This is a genomic window from Prosthecomicrobium pneumaticum, from assembly GCF_014199915.1.
In the GTDB taxonomy this organism is placed as follows: domain Bacteria; phylum Pseudomonadota; class Alphaproteobacteria; order Rhizobiales; family Kaistiaceae; genus Prosthecomicrobium; species Prosthecomicrobium pneumaticum.
Window position 1 is genome coordinate 83,357 of record NZ_JACHOO010000010.1, and the last position, 16,902, is coordinate 100,258.

The window sequence follows — 16,902 nt, forward strand, 5'->3', positions numbered from 1 at the left end:
CATGACGAAGCTCCTCCTCGCCGCCGATCAGGTGGTCACCATGGATGCCGCCAACCGGGTGCTCCTCGACGGCGCCGTGCTGATCGAGGGACCGGCGATCACGGCGGTCGGCGATCGCGCCGCGCTCGAGGCCGCGCATCCCGACGCGACCGTGAAGCGTCTGCGCGACCGGCTCCTGATGCCGGGCCTCATCAACGCGCACGCCCATTCGGGACTGTTGCGCGGCACGGCGGAGCATCTCCCGGTGTGGGAGTGGCTGACGCTCCACATCAACCCGATGCACCGCGTGCTCAACGCCGAGGAGGCGGAAGCCGCCTCGCGGCTCGCCTACGCCGAATCCCTGCTGTCGGGCACGACGACCTTCGTCGACATGTGGCGCTTCATGGAGGGGAGCGCCCGCGCGGCCGACGCGCTCGGCATCCGCCTGCTCGCGGTTCCCTATGTCGGCGAACATCCCGACTACGACTATTTCGACACGCTCGACGACAATGAGCGGGTGATCGAGACCTGGCATCGCAAGGCCGACGGCCGGATCAATGTCTGGGTCGGCCTCGAGCACCTCTTCTATGCCGACGAGGCGGGGCAGGCACGCGCCATCGATCTCGCCAAGAAATACGGCGTCGGCTTCCACACCCATCTGTCCGAGTCGAACATCGAGCCGCCCGAGTTCGAGAAGCGCTACGGTGTCCGCCCGGTGCACGCCTTCGAGAAGCTCGGCTTCTTCGAGGCGCCGAAGGTGATGTTCGCCCATGCCGTCTGGTTCGACGAGAGCGAGATCGAGACGCTCGCCAGGCACGGCGGCAGCGTCTCGCACAATCCGATCTCCAACATGAAGCTCGCGAGCGGCATCGCGCTCGTCGAGACGATGCTCGCAAACGGCGTCGCGGTCGGCCTCGGCACGGACGGCGAGAAGGAGAACAACAATTTCGATGTCTTCGAAGAGCTGAAGGCCGCCTCCCTGCTCGGCAAGCTGCGGGCGCTCGACGCGGCGGCGCTCGACAGCTGGGAGGTGCTGAAGATGGGCACGGTCGGCGGCGCACGGGCGATCGGCCTCGAGGCGGAGACGGGCTCCCTCGAGCCCGGCAAGCGCGCCGACATCATCGCGGTCCGCACCGACACGCCGCGCATGACGCCGCTTTTCGACGAGGGGCCGTATTTCAACCTGCAGCACAATCTCGTCCACGCGGTGCGCGGCTCCGACGTCGATCTGACGATGGTCGACGGCCGCATCCTCGTCGAGAACGGCCGGCTCCTCTCCGGCGATCTCGCCGCGATCATCGCCGAGGCGCGGCGTCTCGCGCCGGGCCTCTTCGCCCGCCGCGCCGCGTGGCTCGCCGACCATCAGACCGGCTCCAAGCAATGGACGGAGGGCGGCTGATGGCGCGCACCACCGATCCGGTCGCGCTCGATCAGTGGTATGCGATCGAGACGCTCGCGGCACTCGGCACCGAACCGCGGCGGACCCGCCTGCTCGGCCAGGAGATCGTCTATCGCCGCGGCGAGGACGGCGTGCCGATCGTCCGGGAGATCGCCGCCGATGGCGGGCTCGGGACGGCCCTGCCGGTGCGCGAGCGCTACGAATGCCTGTGGACGACGCTCGGCCGGCCGGAGCGCGAGCTCTTCCCGATCGAGGAGGCGGAGGAGACGGACCGCCGCGTCGTCGTCTGCGGCTGGGTGACGATGCGGGCCTCGGGGCTGCGCATCGTCGAGAATTTCCTCGACATGGCGCATTTCCCCTTCGTGCACACGAACATTCTGGGCGCCGAACCGCACACCGAGGTGCCGCAGTACAAGAGCGAGATCCGCCGCGACGTCGACGAGGTCTGGGCGACCAACTGCACCTTCTTCCAGTCGCGCATCGCGGCGACCGAGAGCGCCGGCGATTTCGTCCAGCTGACCTATCGCGTGCCGTCGCCCTTCGTCGTCATGCTCTACCGCGTCTGCCCCTCCTCGCCGAACCGGCTCGACGCGATCGCCCTCTTCATCCAGCCGCTCGAGGCCGATCTCTGCCGGGCGCAGCCGGTGATGTATCTCGTCGACGCGCAGTCGAGCCAGAACGAGCTTCTGAAATTCGAGCAGGTGATCTTCCTGCAGGATCGCATCATCGTCGAGAACCAGCGGCCGCTTCTCCTGCCGCTCGAACCGCGGGCGGAATTGCCGACCCGCGCCGACCTCTCCTCCGTCGCCTATCGCCGCTGGCTGAAGGAGAAGGGTTTGCGCTTCGGCACAGCGGAAGGCGCGGAGGCGGCGTGACGGCCGCGTCCGGCTTCTCGGTCCTGCGGCCGGCGACGCTCGCCGAGGCGGTCGCCGCCGCGGCCATGCCGGGGGCCGTGCCGATCGGAGGGGCGACGGCGCTGCAGCTCGACTGGGCGGCCGGCGCCGCCCGGCCGGGGCTTCTCGTCGATCTCACCCGCTGCGCGGCGCTCTCCGGCAGCGGGGTGGAACCGGATGGCGGGCTGCGGATCGGCGCCGCGGCCCGGCTCGCCGCGCTCGAGCACGACCCGCACGCGGCGGCCGGCGCCCCGCTTCTTCTCGCCGCGCTCCGCTCCGTCGCCGCGCCGCCGATCCGTACCCGGGCCACGCTCGGCGGCAATATCGCCGGGCGGACCGGCTGCCTGATCCCGGCCCTGCTGGCGCTCGACGCGGCGCTGGTCCTCGCCTCGGCTGCGGGCGAACGGACGGTGCCGCTCGCGGCCTGGCTCGCGGCGCCCCCGGCAGCGGGCGAGATTGTGGTCGCCGTGCTGCTGCCGAAGCCGTCTCCACGCAGGGTGGAGACGGCCCGCAAGATCGGCCGCCGGGCCGCCTTCACGCCGAGCGTGATCGGTGTCGCGGCGTCGCTCGACATCGGTCCGGACGGCCGGATCGGCGCGGCCCGCCTCGCGGTCGGCGGCGGGCCGAACCGGCCGCGACGGCTCGCGGAAAGCGAGGCGCTGCTCGTCGGATGCGATGTCGGCGCCGCTGATTGGCACGCGCTCCGCGGGGCGCTGCTCGAGGAGATCGACGCGGCTGACGACGGCTGGCGCTCTCGCTCCTATCGGAGGCGGGTGGCGGCACATGCGATCGTCGCCGGTCTCGGTGGCGCATTCCCCCCTCACCCCGGCCCTCTCCCCGCAGGCGGGGAGAGGGGGCAGGGCCGCGCGCTTCCCGTGAAGGGCGTGCGAGCAGAAGACAGAGCGATCCCTCTCCCGCTCGCGGGAGAGGGCAGGGTGAGGGCTCTTCCCGAGGAAGTCGAGGTCTCGCATCGAAGCCTCGGAGATCGCTGGAGAATCCGGCCTGATGTTCAGGCGAAGGTCGAGGGCGGCTTCCGCTATCTGACGGAACATCGCGCGCCCGATATGCTCATCGGCCGCATCCTGCGCGCCGGCCGGCCGCATGCCCGCATCCGGGCGATCGACGTCGGCGCGGCGGAGGCCCTGCCGGGCGTACGGGCGGTCGTCACGGCGGCGGATGTGAAGGGGGAGAACGCCTTCGGCATCGTGGTGCAGGACCAGCCGGCGCTCGCCGCCGACAGGGTCCGCTTCGCCGGCGAGCCGGTCGCGGCCTTGGCCGCGGTCGACGCCGCGACGGCGGAGCGGGCGCTCTCCCTCATCCGCGTCGATTATGAAGACCTGCCGGTCGTCACCGATCCGGAGGCGGCGCTCGCCGAGGATGCGCCGCGGGTGCACGAAGGCGGCAATCTCCTGACCGACCTGCACTTCGTGCGCGGCGATCTCGCCGGCGCCTGGGAAGGCTGCGCCCATATCGTCGAGGCGACCTATCTCACGCCGCGCCAGATGCACGGCTTCATGGAGACCGAGGGCGGCTTCGCCCGGCCGGAGCTGGATGGCGGCCTCTCGGTTTTCGCCGGCGGCCAGTATGCGCTGCGCGACCGGATGCAGCTCGCCCGTATCCTGGGGCTTCCCGAAGAAAAGATCCGCGTCGTGACGAGCCCGACCGGCGGCGCCTTCGGCGGCAAGGACGAGCTGACCGTGCAGCCGGCTTTGGCTCTGCTCGCGCTGAAGTCCGGCCGCCCGGTGCGGCTGCAGCTCGACCGGGCGGAGTCCGTCCTTTCCGGCTGGAAGCGCCATCCGATGACGATCCGCATGCGCACGGGCTGCGATGCGGCGGGCCGCCTCGTCGCGCAGCAGGTGGACGTCGTCGCGGACGCCGGTGCCTATGCCTCGCTCGGGCCGGGCGTGCTCGAAACCGCGCTCGAACATGCCTGCGGACCCTATGGGATCCCGCATGTCGAAACGCGCGGCCGGCTCGTCTACACGAACAATGGTCTCTGCGGCGCCTTCCGCGGCTTCGGCGCCAACCAGATGACCTATGCCATCGAGTGCCAGATCGGCCGGCTGGCCGAAAGGGCGGGGCTCGATCCGTTCGAGATGCGGCGCCGTGCGCTCCGCCGGCCGGGGACGCCGGGCTATCTCGGCCAGACCGTCGGACCGAGCGAGCGGCTCGACGAGATGCTCGCGGCCGCCGAGGCGAGCGCTCTGTGGGCCGCACCGCGCGGCCTCTCCGGGGATGGCGCGATGATCACGGGCATCGGCTTCGCGATGAACTATCAGGGCACCGGCCTCGGCTCGATTCCGCCCGATCCCGGCGGCGGGCGGCTGGCGCTCGCGCCGGACGGCAAGATCGAGGCGGCCTTCGGCTTCGACGAGATGGGGCAGGGGGCGCTCGCCATGATCCAGGCGGTCGTCGCCGGCGCGCTCGGCTGCGACCGGGACGACGTGCGGCCGATCGTCGGCGACACGGCGCTGACGCCGGAATCCGGCTCGACCACCGCGGCGCGCGCGACCTTCGTCGCCTGGAAGACGGCCCGGACCGCCGGCCCGGCGCTCGCCGCGGATCTCGTCGCGGCCGCCGCGCTGCGGCTCGGCCGCGACCCCGCCGATCTCGCGGTCGCGCCGGGCGGCATCCGCGACCGGCGGGCGAACGACGCGGCGCCGCTGATCGGCTTTGCCGAACTCGCCGCCTCGCTCGACCCGTTGCCGCAGGCGAGCGCGGCCTTCGAGTTTCCGAAGACCGATTACACCCGCGGCAATGCCCGCTTCCTCTTCATCTCCGGCGCGACGCTCGCCCGCGTCGCGATCGACCGCGTCACCGGCATGGTGCGGGTGACCGACATCGAGCAGCACGCCGCGGCCGGGCCGATCGTCGATCCCGCCGGCTATCTGGGCCAGATCGAGGGCGGCGCGGTGCAGGGGCTGGGCTTCACGCTGACGGAGGACATGAGGACGTCCGGCGGCGTCTTCCTCGAGAAGAACCTCGACCAGTATCTGATGCCTTCGATCGCCGATGCGCCGGAGCGGATGACGACCTTCGCGCTCGAGGATCTCGATCCGGGCGATCCGTTCGGGCCCCGCGGCGTCGGCGAACTCGGCATCGGCGCGGTGACGCCGGCGATCGCCGCGGCCATCGCCGACGCGACCGGCCTCTGGCCCGCGACGACGCCGATCGCGCCCGAGGCGGTCCTCGACGCGTTGGAGGGTGCCGGATGAACGAGACGGTGCGCTTCACCCTCAACGGCGCGGATGCCGTCTTCGACGGGCCGGCCGGGACGACGCTCCTCGATCTTCTGCGCGAGGAGCACGGCCTGATGGCGGCGAAACCCGGCTGCGGCATCGGCCGCTGCGGCGCCTGCCTGGTGCTCGTCGACGGCGCGCCGGCGAATGCCTGCCTCGTCATGGCCTTCCAGCTCGACGGCGCGGCGGTGGTCTCGGCGGAAGGGCTCGACCGGCTGCCGGTCGCCGCCGCGATCCGCGCGGCGCTCGTGGACGAGAACGCCTTCCAGTGCGGCTATTGCGCACCCGGCTTCACGGTCGCCCTCGCCGCGCTCTTCACCGCCGACCGCGACGCGGACGAGGCGGCGATCCGCGCGGCGCTCGAGGGCAATCTCTGCCGCTGCACGGGCTATCATTCGATCCTTCGCGGCGCGCTCGCCGCCGCGGCGAGACTGCGCGAGGCTCCTTCGCCATGACGCTCCATCTCCGTCCGACCGCGCCGAAGACGGAGGGCGCGCGCGCCTTCCTCGCGGCGCCCGACAAGCGGCTGCTGATCGATGGCGCCTGGGTCGAGGGCTCGGGCGATCGCTTCGAGAGCCACGATCCGGCGAGCGGGGCGCTGCTCGCGACGCTCGCCGAGGCCGGCGCCGCCGAGGTCGATGCGGCCGTCGACGCAGCGCGGCGCGCCTTCGAGGGCGATCTCTGGCGCGGCATGACGCCCTCGGCGCGCGGCCGGCTGCTGTGGCGGATCGCCGAGACGATCGAGGCGCATGCCGACGAACTCGCGGAGATCGAGACGCTCGATCAGGGCAAGTCGTTCCGCACCGCCCGGTTCGGCGAGATCCCCGCCGCCGCCGAGCAGTTCCGCTATTACGCCGGCTTCGCCACCAAGCTCCTCGGCACCACCATCCCGACCTCGATCGGTTATCAGCCGCCCGGCAAGAAGGTCTTCGCCTATACGAGCCGCGAGCCGGTCGGCGTGGTCGCCGCGATCGTGCCGTGGAACTCGCCCATGCTGATGGCGGCGATGAAGCTCGCCCCGGCGCTCTGCGCCGGCTGCACGGTCGTCCTGAAGCCGGCCGAGGACACTTCGCTCACCGCGCTGCGGCTCGGCGAACTGATGATCGAGGCCGGGCTGCCGGCGGGCGTCGTCAACATCCTGACGGGTCACGGCGCGGTCGGCGCGGCGCTCGCCGCACATGGGGGCGTCGACAAGGTGACCTTCACCGGCTCGACCGCGACCGGCCGGCGGATCGTCGTTGCCGCGGCCGGCAATCTGAAGAAGCTGACGCTCGAACTCGGCGGAAAGTCGCCGGTGATCGTGCGGGCGGACGCCGATCTCTCGCTCGCCTTGCCGGGTGTGGCGCGCGGCATCTTCCACAATGCCGGCCAGGTCTGCGTCGCCGGCTCGCGCGTCTATGCGGCGCGGCCGATCTATGAGGCGCTCGTCGACGGGCTGGCGCGGGAGGCGGCGAGGCTGCGGCTCGGCCATGGCCTCGATCCGGAGGTCGATCTCGGTCCGCTCGTCAGCGCGCGGCAGGCCGAGCGGGTCGATGCCTATGTCGCGGAAGGGGCTGGCGCGGGCGTCGAGATCGTCGCCGGCGGCAAGCGGGCGGGGGACGCGGCGACCTTCTACGAGCCGACGGTGCTGACCGGCGCGCGACCCGACATGCGGCTGATGCGGGAGGAGATCTTCGGCCCCGTCGTCGCTGTGACGCCGTTCGAGGAGGACGAGGCGGCGATCGCCGCCGCCAACGACACCCGCTACGGGCTCGCCGCGAGTGTCTGGACCCGGGACCTCTCCGCCGCGCACCGCATGGCGGGCTCGATCCGCGCCGGCACGGTGTGGATCAACGGCCATTCCTATTTCTCGCCGGAGCTGCCGAAGGGCGGGTGGAAGGAGAGCGGCTGGGGCATCGAGAACGGAGCGAACGGCCTCGACAACTATCTCGAGTCGAAGACCGTCTGCGCGATCCTCTGACCTGCGGCCGCCGACCCTCTTGACCGGAGCGGCAATCCGGCCCCCGTTGGGGCGTCGTTCCGGAGGGAGCATGCGCCGGCTGGCCTATTGGATCTACTGTGCGGTCGCCGCCTTCGCGCTGGTGCTCGTCCCGCTCGGCCTGCTCGGGCTCGCCGAGACCAATGCTGCGGCCGGCGTGCTCTTGCTGTTTCTCGGCTTCCCCTGGAGCTTCATTCTCACCAACTGGATCGACAGCGGCGTCTTCCTCGTCAATTTCGCGCTGCTCGCCGTCGCGCTCGGCATCAACGGGCTGATCCTCCGCCTCCTGCAGCGCCGCCGCCGGCCACGTCCGACCGACGACGAGACGGAGGCAGAAGAAGAAGAGGACGCGGCGGAGGCGGGCTGACCGCGGCGGCGCGGATCGCCGGGCGCTATGCCGCGCCGGCCGATGCTGCGGCAGGTCCCGATGCCGGCTCCGCTCCGCCGAAGAGCGGCGTCTCCATCACCCGCTCGATGAAGCGGGCGACCCGGACCCGCAGCGCGGCGCGTGAGACCGGGCCCGGCCGATCCCGGTTCACCCGGACGAGCGTCTGCGCGCACCGCTCGTAGCGGTCGGCCCGCTCGTCGTCCGGCATCGCGGCGAGTGCCGCGGCGACCTGTTCCGGCGTTTGTCCCGCCACCTCGAAGAAGCTGTCGCGCGGGAATACTTCGTAGATGTGGTTGTCGGCGCCGTGATAGACGGGCAGACAGCCGGCCTGCGTCGCATCCCAGAGCTTCTCGCTGACATAGAAGGGATAGCGCGTGTTCTCGAGGCAGACATTGATCTGATAGTTCGCGAGCAGATCCAGTTTCACTGCGTGCCAGGGGCCGGCGCGGTGTTCGCCCGAGGCGAGCCCGTCCGGCCATTTCCGCCCGAAGATATCGATGCCCGCGCCCGCCTTCATCGCCCGGGCGATGTCCTGGCGGAGGGCGCAGAGGTCGATGTCGACCGGTCCCTTGGTGCGCGGCAGCCCGGCAATGAGGATCTCGGTGGCGGCGCGATAGCCGGCGAGCATGGCCGCCGTGTTCTTCGGCTTCGCCGAGAACCGGGCCATCAGGGTGTCGAGCGCGATCTCCGGCTCTGCCGCGCCCGTTCCCATATAGAGGAACTGGTCGATGAAGACGTCCCGCGTGTAGACGTCCATGACGTGGATCGGTGAGGAGAAGCCCTCCCGCCAGACGATCGGGCGGTGTTCGGTGCAGAAGCGCGGCTCGTAGGTATAGACCGCGAAGCGGCGCGGCAGCGTCTTGTACCGGTCGAGCCATTTCGGATTGTCCGAAAGGACGATGTCGGCGTCTTCGACATCCGGCACGACCGTTATGCCGGCCTCCGTCAATTCCCGATGGACCTTGCCCTCGCCGAACACACCATGCGCGATCGGATTGGCACGGAAGACGCGGATGGGCATCAGAAAGTCCGTTTCATCGATCGCGGCACGATCGGGGGAGCCGGGAACCCGGTTGCAACGCTGCACAGACTCTAGCGCATCGAGACGCTGCCGGCACGCGTCCCAATGCCCTTCGTAACTCCGGCCGCCTGCCGTGCACGCCGCTCAGAGCATCCAGAGGCCGGTCGGCCGGAAGGGCAGGGGGTCGGGCCCCTGTGCGAGATGGTGCAGGCCCGCTCCGCAGGCCGGCACCAGTTCCCCGGCGCGCCGCGAGATCGGCGACACGCTCCCCAGTCGATCGCCCGCCGCTCGAGACGAACCGCGAGATCCATCGCCCGTCGCCACTGTCGCTGGTCGCGGAATGCGCGCGGAGGAGAAGGGCGGCATGGGTGGGGCCGGGCACCAGAACCGGCCGCAGCGCGAGCCGCCCGTGCCGTCGGCTCGGGCCAACGCGCCGCCTTGAGCAGCAGGTCGACGGGGCTTCAGGCCGGCCCGCGGTGCATCCACGCCCTCAATCTCGCCGACCATCGCCGCGCGGCGCGATGGCGCATCTGCTCCAGCTCGGCGGACAGGGCGGCGCATCGGGCGGCGAGCGCATCACGGTCCCGGGCCGTGTCGCTCAATGCGTCGGTCAGCCCGCGCCGTTCCTCCGCGAGGACATCCCGCTCGCTCGTCGCCTGCTGCCTTTCGACGCTCATCCGGGCCGCGCTCTGCCGTTCGGCCGAGAGCTCCTCGATCAGGTCCATGACGACGCGATCGGCGGTTGCGACCAGCCGGTCGAGTTCCTCGTCGAGGGTTCCGGGACCGTCGGCGAGATCGCGGGCCATCCGGGTATCGCGGACCAGCACGCCGTCGTCGAGCAGACGGCGCAGCTCCGCCTCGTCCGGAAAGCAGGCGAGGAACGAGCGTTCCAATGCGTCCGGTCCCCCGAGTTCCCAGAGGTAGCGTGTCTGCCAGGACAGTCCGCGATGGAGTTCGGGATGGCTCTCGAAGAGGGCACCGAAGGCGGCGACCTTCCTTGCAAACTGCTCGAAGCTGCGCAGCGGGTAGTGGAAAATCGTCGCCGATCCATCGGGCTTCGGCTGCAGCATCTGCCCGGAATGCGAAATGATCCCGTGCCCGGCAGTCATGATCTCGCCCATGTCCCTGAGGCGGAACGCGACCTTGGGTTCGAGGCGGACCATATGAACCGGATAGTCGAGCGCGATCTCGCGATCGCCCCGGACGACCCGGCTGCGGTAGTCGTCGGGAGGAAAGGGCCGGCGGGCGCGATAGACATGGGTCCGCGCTGCGCTTTCCGGCGACCCGACCGCCGCGCGGGGGGCGAACATGTTGAAGCGCGGCGCTGTGATGACCGGCACGCTCCAGTCGAGCGTGGCGAAGCTGCCGGTCGCCAGATGCCAGAACTCGTCACCGTCGATCTGCAGGACGATATCGGCTTGCCGCGCGCGCACCTCGGCGAACAGGGCGGCATACCACTGCGCCAGCTCGATCTCCGCGTCACGGGCATAGGCAAGGACCGTGAGCGGCAACCCCTCATCGGTCAGGGCGCGCAGGATATCGGCGGTCGCGTCGTCCGAACCGTGGTCCAGAACGACGAAATGATCGACCCCCAGGCGGGCGTGATGCCGGATGTTCGCCTCGATGATATCGCCTTCGTCGCGGATCATCATGATGGCGGCGACGCGCAGTCGCTCGGGTCCCGCGCTCACCGTGCCGCCTCCAAGGCCTCGGCCAGCGGCGTCAGGGGATCGAAGGCCTTGACCCGTTCGAAGGCCGCCTCGGCCCGTGCACGGCGGCGCTCGGGGGCCATGAGCCAGGCCCGGACCACTTCGCCCGGGTCCTCATCGGCCGTCCACCAGGCGCAGAGCCCGTCGAGCTCCGGTTGCGGCCGCGCGGGCATCTCGGACAGCACGAAGGTGCGCAGATGCGCCATCTCCACCAGCCTCATCGGGCCGATATGCGTGAAGGGCGCTGCCCGCCCCAGGCTGAGGACGATCTTCGCCCGCGCGGCACGCGCATTGCGCAGAAACAGCGGCGTGACCTGGGACGGGGTCTGTGTCAGCACCGGAACCGCGCGCTCGACCCGCCGCAGCAGGCCGGCGCGATGCGCATCGACATTGCCGAAGAAATAGACATCGATCGTCTTGTCGCTCTCGCCGATCGTCGCGCCCGGTTCGAAGAACTTCACATAACCGGGCATGATCCGCCGGGACAAAATGCCCAGATCCGCCATGAGGCGCGCGCTTTCCTCGAAATACGACAAGAAAAAGCGGCAGCGACTGAGAAATGGCCGCGCCCGATCGGCAAAAAGCCAGGACGTCTCCGGCTTGAAATTCACCATGCCCGCGGCGATGTATTCGACATCGAAAACGCCGTACTCGTAGGTCGAATTCGCGATGTCATCGAGCTCCTGGGGGGTCAGATACTGCAGGCCGACGATGATATTGATGGCATTGCGCTCGAGGGATCGAAGTTCGATCGTCGCGACATGGCCGATCTCGGACAGCCAATGAAGGAGGCTGGTATAGATGTCCTCCTTCATGATGGTCCATTGAGGCGTGCGGTCGAACACCGCGATATGAACGCGCGACATTCGTCTGCTCGTTCCTATTCGACTACGAAATAGCCGGGGCCGTTCAGGAAGGGAACGCGGCGCAGAGCCAGCCCGTTCAGCCCGAACACCTCGCGCAAGGCCGTGGTCTCCCCGGGGAAGCCGGCGTCGTTGATCTCGTCGAGGACGACGACGCTGCCGCGGGCGAGTCGAGGCCGGAGCGCCACCAAGGCATCGCGCGTCGGGCTGAACAGATCCATGTCGAAATAGGCGAGGGCGACGATCGTTTCCGGGTGAGCGGTCAGATATCGCGGCAGGGTCTCCCGAACGTCGCCGGTGACGATCTCGAATTTGCGCTTGTGCGACAGCGGCGCCATGGCTTCGCGCGCGGCGAGCACGCGTTCGAGATAGGCGTCGTAGCCGCGCGTCGTCCGCACATTGCCCGGGCGGGCATAGACGCTGTCGCCATCCTCGGCCGCCACATCGACGAAGCCGGTGAAGGTATCGAAGCCGATAATCTTGCGGGAATAATGTGTCGGTTCGTAAAGAGTACGCAGGTTGAGAAAAAAGGAAAGGTTCTGGCCCCAGCGACAACCGAGTTCCATGACGACGCCCGGCATGCCGAGGATCAACCGGTAGAGATGATCCATGAACAGCGCGCGCCCCAGCGCCAGGTGGTCCATATGGAGGCCGAGATTGTCCAGGCGCTCATTCGCGGGTATCGGCGAGCCATCGAAAAGGCTGGTCAATTCGGACCGTGCAGCCCGCTCGCTGTCGCTCAAGGCGCGGGTGAAGCCGAGCAGGTTGTCCTCGTCACGGTCCATCCGTGTCCGTCTCCCGTCGGGCAGACCATCCCACGCCGAACGAGGCTGCCATAGACAATTGCGCCGGCAGCGACAAGCGACGGAGAGAAATGCAGAGCCCGGCGTGGTCCGTTGCCCGCCGAACTTGCCCGGTCTCGCCCTCGTTCGTAACCGGCGACGGCGCCGGAGGTGGTCCTTCCCGGACCGGCGTGCGGCCGTCGTCGTGGCGAGGGTGCCCAAGGTGGTGTGCGGGCGGTCGTGACGGCCGTCGAAACAGCGGGCCTGCGGGCCTCCGGACGTCACTCCGGATCCGGAGACGGCACGAAATCGAGCACATGGCAGGCCCACCAGCGCTGCGGCGTCTGCGCGATCAGACCGCTGATCATGCGCAGATCGGGGGGGCTGCCGTCTTCCCGTTCGCTCGACCGCTCATGGAAGATGTGAAAGCGTCCGGCCCGATATTCACAGGCGGTCACGGTCCAGCCGGAGCGCGTCGCGCGCAGCGCCGCCCAGGCCCCCCGCGCCAGAGGCGCCCGGCATGATCCGGGGAGGTCGATCATGATCGCCGGTCCGCTGGCCACCGTACGGTCGACAACAATCACAACGTCCTCACCGTCTTTCAACTTCTTGTAGAATTTTCTGACGCTCTCCCTGTTGAATATCACTTCGCCGCCGTTCGTGACGAGGTGGAGATTCCGATTGATTTCGGCATGCATTTTACCGATCCATGGCGATAGTCCCGGTATTCTATTGTATAAGTCCGACGTTATCCAATTTGTCTTTCTTCCACTTTTTGATAGCCACGCCACCGCGGGATAGAGTGACCCGTAGTGAAACATGAAATGGATGGTGCCGCGCCCGCTCGCGGCGAGCCGGTCCGCCGCCTCGTCCGCGCTCGGATATGGCGGCAGGCCGTCCACCAGGCGAGGCAGCGCCAGCCCTTCCCACTCCGCGCGCGAGAGGTGGACATAACGCGCCACGAGCCGGATCAGGCGACGCCAAGACGGCTGCTCCGGCGCCAGACGGCGCAGGGATCGCCACGTCATCGGGCGAACCACATAGCGGCCCGATCCGACCGACAGCCAATCATAGCCCAGGGCGGCGTGAACGACGCCACGAAGGGTCGCCCAGCCGCGCCCGAGGGGGAGGGGAAGGTGGTGCGCGACCAGCATCAGCGTCGCGGTATCGATCGCGATCAGTCTTCTCTGAATCCCACCACGCATCCAGACCATTTCCCTGCAGATTCCCTGCACCAGAACCGTACGAGCGCCGCGCGCCCGCGGCCGATGTCCGCGATCGCGACATTCGGCGCGCGAGGCGTGCAGAGGCGAGGAGATCGAGACGTATCAGGGGCTGTTGTCTAGCGGGAGAGTTCGCGGTGAAGCAAGCGGTACACCGTCTCTCCGTCGGCCGGCAACGTCTCTCCGTCCTCTCGGCCGCGGTCTTCTGGCCGCGCTGTCGGCCTGCGTGTCGCGTACGGCATCGCCGACGAAATCCGTCTCGGTCACCCGGCGCGGCGGTGTTGCCTGTGATGTCGCGGCATCGCGAAGGTTGCCGGACCGGAAAAGTCACTCCGCCGTCCGACGACTGGGATCGTCCGCCCGCGGCGCGAGCGCCGACGCGCACCCAAGGCCTCGATGAAGGCGTGGTCTGGGGAAGATGGCGCGCCCTAGGGGAATCGAACCCCTCTCTCCACCGTGAAAGGGTGGCGTCCTGACCGATAGACGAAGGGCGCAGGCGGGGGTGCTTATAGCGACGGTCCGGCGACCGGACAAGCCGGAAAGGAGGAGGGGGCCGAACTCGTCCACAGCGGGCGGACCGGCGCCCCATGTCTCGCCCCGGCACGAACGCGCTCCGCCGCTCGGGCGCCGCGAAGCGGCCGGCGCTCGGCGCCGGCCTGCCGTGTCAGCCGAAGCGGTCGCTCACCACTTGCCGGTGTTCGGCATCGACGACCAGGGCTCCTGCGGCGGCAGGGCGGCGCCCTTCTGCAGGATCTCGATCGAAATGTTGTCGGGCGAGCGCACGAAGGCCATGCGGCCGTCGCGCGGCGGGCGGTTGATCGTCACGCCCGCCTTCATCAGCCGGTCGCAGAGCGCATAGATGTCGTCCACCTCATAGGCGAGATGGCCGAAATTGCGGCCCTCGCCATACACTTCCGGATCCCAGTTGAAGGTCAGCTCGACCTGCGCGCTCTCGTCGCCGGGGGCCGCGAGGAAGACGAGCGTGTAGCGGCCGGCCTCGTTCTCGGTCCGCCGCAGCTCCTTCAGACCCAGTTTGCCGACGTAGAAGTCGAGCGACTGGTCGATATCGGTCACGCGGACCATGGTGTGGAGATATTTCAAGGGGGAACTCCTCGCCGGATGGACCTTTTCGGCGCCGTTCGATGGCGCCGGCGCGGGCGAAGATAGGATCGTGTGGCCGAAACACAACCATGAACCGTTCGTGGCGGCTTGATGGCGGCGTTCTCGACCGTTATCCCAGTTGAGGACTGGTGTCGCAGGAAGCGGATGCTATGGTGGCTGCCATGAATCGAGCGAGTGAACGGCCGCCTGCGGAACTGCCGCGTCTTGGGCATGGGCGCCGTGGCCGGGCATGGGGGCCCTGATGGGCAGCAAGATCGGTGCTGAATCGTCGTCCGTACGAGCGGACACCGACCCCGACCTCGATCTCTTCGAGGTCGTCGGCGTCATCAAATGGTTCGACGCCTCGAAGGGCTACGGCTTCATCATGCCCGACGATGGCAGCGCCGACGTGCTGCTGCACGTCACCTGTCTGCGTCGCGACGGCTACCAGACCGCTTACGAAGGCGCCCGGATCGCCTGCGAGGCGGTGCGCGGCCCGAAGGGCATTCAGGCCTTCCGCATCGTCTCGATGGACGAAAGCTCGGCCATCCATCCCGCGCAGCAGGGGCCGCCGCGCACCCATGACAGCGTGGTGCCGACGAGCGGGCTCGAGCGGGCGATCGTCAAATGGTTCAACCGGGTGAAGGGCTATGGCTTCCTCACCCGCGGCGAAGGCACCGAGGACATCTTCGTCCATATGGAAACGCTGCGGCGCTACGGCATGGCGGAGCTGCGTCCGGGACAGTCGGTTCTGGTGCGCTTCGGCGGCGGCTCGAAAGGGCTGATGGCCGCCGAGATCCGGCCCGACGGGCCGAGCCAGGCGCCGTCCTCCCATTGAGCCGGCGATAATGGCCCCGCAGCCGACGAGACCCTCGCCGCGCGGCCGGATCGCGATCGGCCTGCTCGGGCTCGTCGTTGCGGCGGTCGCCGTCTTCTATGCGCTCGACGGGTTCGCCCGATCCGACCGGTTGTCGATCCGCACGAAGACGGGCAGCCACGATTTCTCGATCGAATGGGCGATGACCCAGGACGAGCGGGCGAAGGGCCTGATGTTCCGGCAGGAGATGGCCTCCGACCACGGCATGTTGTTCGATTTCGGCCGCGAGCAGCCGGTGACCTTCTGGATGAAGAATACGCCGCTCTCGCTCGACATGGTGTTCATCCATGCCGACGGGACCGTCTATCGCGTCGCCCGCGACGTCGAGCCGATGAGCGAGAAGCTGACGCCGGCCGGCGCCCCGGTGCGCTATGTGCTCGAGGTGGTCGCCGGCACGGCGGCGCGCATCGGCCTCCAGTCGGGCGATCACGTCTCGATCCCGTCGCCTCCGAAGCGCTGAGCCCGGCGGGCGCCGCAGCCCGCCCGGGTCGCGTTCGTCGCCGGCCCGCGCCGCGAGGCTTGAGCGCGAGGGCGCGAGCCTGTAAGCGAGAGAGGTCGCCGGTTCGGGGCGTAGCGCAGCCTGGTAGCGCATCTGGTTTGGGACCAGAGGGTCGCAAGTTCGAATCTTGCCGCCCCGACCATCGGCCTTTTTTCGGCACCGGAAGGTGGCCTTCTGCGGCGCCCGCCCGAAGCTCCCTCTCCGTTGGCCGCGATCAGGGCCGCTCGATGCCGGTGCGGCCTTTACAGGGACGACACCGTCTTTACAGCGCGCGTGCGGCGCGGCAAAGAGAAGGCTGAAAAGGCCGACCGCCGAGAGGGTCTTCGTTTCATGCTCGCCCGCATCTACAAGCCCGCCCGCACCGCCATGCAGTCCGGCAAGGCGAAGTCCGATCGCTGGCTGCTCGCCTATGAGCCGGCCGTGCCGGCCGCCGTCGAGCCGCTGATGGGCTACACATCGAGCGCCGACACGCAGCGTCAGGTGAAGCTCTTCTTCGAAACGAAGGAGGAGGCCGTCGCCTATGCCGAGCGGCACGGCATCCCCTATCAGCTTTCCGAGCCCAAGGAAGAAACCCGCAAGCGCGTCTCGTATGCCGACAATTTCAAGTTCGGCCGGCTGACGCCCTGGACCCACTGAGCGATCGGACATCCGATCGCAGTGCCGTGCAGGACGGAGTCCCGGGTGAACCCCCGACGCTCGGCGAGCCGAGTTCTTGACGGTCTGCCGTCATGGTCGGGCGGCGAGGCTGTCGCGCCGCCGATTTCCGGATTCCGGAACCGCCGGATTCTCATGCCGACCGCGCCGCGGCGAACGGCCCCGTAGCTCAACCGGATAGAGCACCCGCCTTCTAAGCGGGTGGTTGGGTGTTCGAGTCACCCCGGGGTCGCCAAAACCACCAGCATCGCGGAGGGATGGGGCGGCCGCGCCGGAGTGTCGCCCCTGCGTGTGCCG

Annotated in this window: 15 protein-coding genes and 3 tRNA genes; 11 read left to right on the top strand and 7 right to left on the bottom strand. The window is 69.1% G+C overall.

Annotation, left to right across the window (positions count from 1 at the left end; translation table 11 throughout):
• Window position 1: 1 nt before the first annotated feature.
• The 6 genes from GGQ63_RS19255 to GGQ63_RS19280 all read left to right on the top strand — a co-directional run bounded on the left by GGQ63_RS19255 (window position 2) and on the right by GGQ63_RS19280 (window position 7,855).
• On the top strand, window positions 2–1,378 hold the full coding sequence (locus GGQ63_RS19255; protein WP_183858240.1) for an amidohydrolase family protein: 1,377 nt from the start codon (window positions 2–4) through the stop codon (window positions 1,376–1,378).
• Window positions 1,378–2,253, top strand: a complete 876-nt coding sequence (locus tag GGQ63_RS19260) for an aromatic ring-hydroxylating oxygenase subunit alpha (RefSeq protein WP_246429882.1) — start codon at window positions 1,378–1,380, stop codon at window positions 2,251–2,253. The genes GGQ63_RS19255 and GGQ63_RS19260 overlap by 1 nt, the downstream gene beginning before the upstream one ends.
• Window positions 2,250–5,486 carry a molybdopterin cofactor-binding domain-containing protein gene (locus GGQ63_RS19265; protein ID WP_343061221.1) on the top strand — a complete coding sequence of 1,079 codons (3,237 nt, stop codon included), beginning with the start codon at window positions 2,250–2,252 and terminating at the stop codon, window positions 5,484–5,486. Before GGQ63_RS19260 ends, GGQ63_RS19265 begins: the two co-directional genes overlap by 4 nt.
• Window positions 5,483–5,965 (top strand): (2Fe-2S)-binding protein, encoded by a 483-nt coding sequence (locus GGQ63_RS19270; RefSeq protein WP_183858242.1) that lies wholly within the window; start codon window positions 5,483–5,485, stop codon window positions 5,963–5,965. Before GGQ63_RS19265 ends, GGQ63_RS19270 begins: the two co-directional genes overlap by 4 nt.
• A complete protein-coding gene (locus GGQ63_RS19275; RefSeq protein WP_183858243.1) occupies window positions 5,962–7,470 on the top strand; it encodes an aldehyde dehydrogenase family protein in 1,509 nt (502 codons plus the stop codon). Before GGQ63_RS19270 ends, GGQ63_RS19275 begins: the two co-directional genes overlap by 4 nt.
• A 70-nt stretch (window positions 7,471–7,540) precedes the next feature.
• A complete protein-coding gene (locus GGQ63_RS19280; RefSeq protein ID WP_183858244.1) occupies window positions 7,541–7,855 on the top strand; it encodes a hypothetical protein in 315 nt (104 codons plus the stop codon).
• 25 nt (window positions 7,856–7,880) lie between these two features.
• Here the strand turns inward: GGQ63_RS19280 and GGQ63_RS19285 are convergent, their stop codons facing one another.
• The 7 genes from GGQ63_RS19285 to GGQ63_RS19315 all read right to left on the bottom strand — a co-directional run bounded on the left by GGQ63_RS19285 (window position 7,881) and on the right by GGQ63_RS19315 (window position 14,575).
• Window positions 7,881–8,897: a glycosyltransferase family 10 domain-containing protein gene (locus GGQ63_RS19285; RefSeq protein WP_183858245.1), complete on the bottom strand. Its 1,017-nt coding sequence runs from the start codon at window positions 8,895–8,897 to the stop codon at window positions 7,881–7,883.
• A gap of 461 nt (window positions 8,898–9,358) precedes the next feature.
• A complete protein-coding gene (locus GGQ63_RS19290) occupies window positions 9,359–10,549 on the bottom strand; it encodes a glycosyltransferase family 2 protein (protein WP_183858246.1) in 1,191 nt (396 codons plus the stop codon).
• A gap of 35 nt (window positions 10,550–10,584) precedes the next feature.
• Window positions 10,585–11,472, bottom strand: coding sequence for a hypothetical protein (locus GGQ63_RS19295; protein ID WP_183858247.1), 888 nt, complete (start codon window positions 11,470–11,472; stop codon window positions 10,585–10,587).
• 14 nt (window positions 11,473–11,486) lie between these two features.
• Entirely contained in the window at window positions 11,487–12,254 is a 768-nt protein-coding gene (locus GGQ63_RS19300) for a TylF/MycF/NovP-related O-methyltransferase (RefSeq protein ID WP_183858248.1), read from the bottom strand.
• Window positions 12,255–12,532: 278 nt separating this feature from the next.
• Window positions 12,533–13,465: a hypothetical protein gene (locus GGQ63_RS19305; RefSeq protein ID WP_183858249.1), complete on the bottom strand. Its 933-nt coding sequence runs from the start codon at window positions 13,463–13,465 to the stop codon at window positions 12,533–12,535.
• A 428-nt stretch (window positions 13,466–13,893) separates the two neighbouring features.
• A tRNA-Glu gene (locus GGQ63_RS19310) sits at window positions 13,894–13,968 on the bottom strand.
• 187 nt (window positions 13,969–14,155) lie between these two features.
• Window positions 14,156–14,575 carry a VOC family protein gene (locus tag GGQ63_RS19315; RefSeq protein ID WP_183858250.1) on the bottom strand — a complete coding sequence of 140 codons (420 nt, stop codon included), beginning with the start codon at window positions 14,573–14,575 and terminating at the stop codon, window positions 14,156–14,158.
• A 262-nt stretch (window positions 14,576–14,837) separates the two neighbouring features.
• Here GGQ63_RS19315 and GGQ63_RS19320 point away from each other — a divergent pair, with 262 nt between their 5' ends.
• The 5 genes from GGQ63_RS19320 (at window position 14,838) to GGQ63_RS19340 (ending at window position 16,840) form a co-directional block, all read left to right on the top strand.
• A complete protein-coding gene (locus tag GGQ63_RS19320) occupies window positions 14,838–15,413 on the top strand; it encodes a cold-shock protein (RefSeq protein ID WP_183858251.1) in 576 nt (191 codons plus the stop codon).
• 10 nt (window positions 15,414–15,423) lie between these two features.
• Window positions 15,424–15,912, top strand: coding sequence for a DUF192 domain-containing protein (locus GGQ63_RS19325; protein WP_183858252.1), 489 nt, complete (start codon window positions 15,424–15,426; stop codon window positions 15,910–15,912).
• A 104-nt stretch (window positions 15,913–16,016) separates the two neighbouring features.
• A tRNA-Pro gene (locus GGQ63_RS19330) sits at window positions 16,017–16,093 on the top strand.
• Window positions 16,094–16,281: 188 nt separating this feature from the next.
• A complete protein-coding gene (locus GGQ63_RS19335) occupies window positions 16,282–16,587 on the top strand; it encodes an ETC complex I subunit (protein ID WP_183858253.1) in 306 nt (101 codons plus the stop codon).
• A 176-nt stretch (window positions 16,588–16,763) separates the two neighbouring features.
• Window positions 16,764–16,840 (top strand) — tRNA-Arg (locus GGQ63_RS19340).
• Window positions 16,841–16,902: the final 62 nt, after the last annotated feature.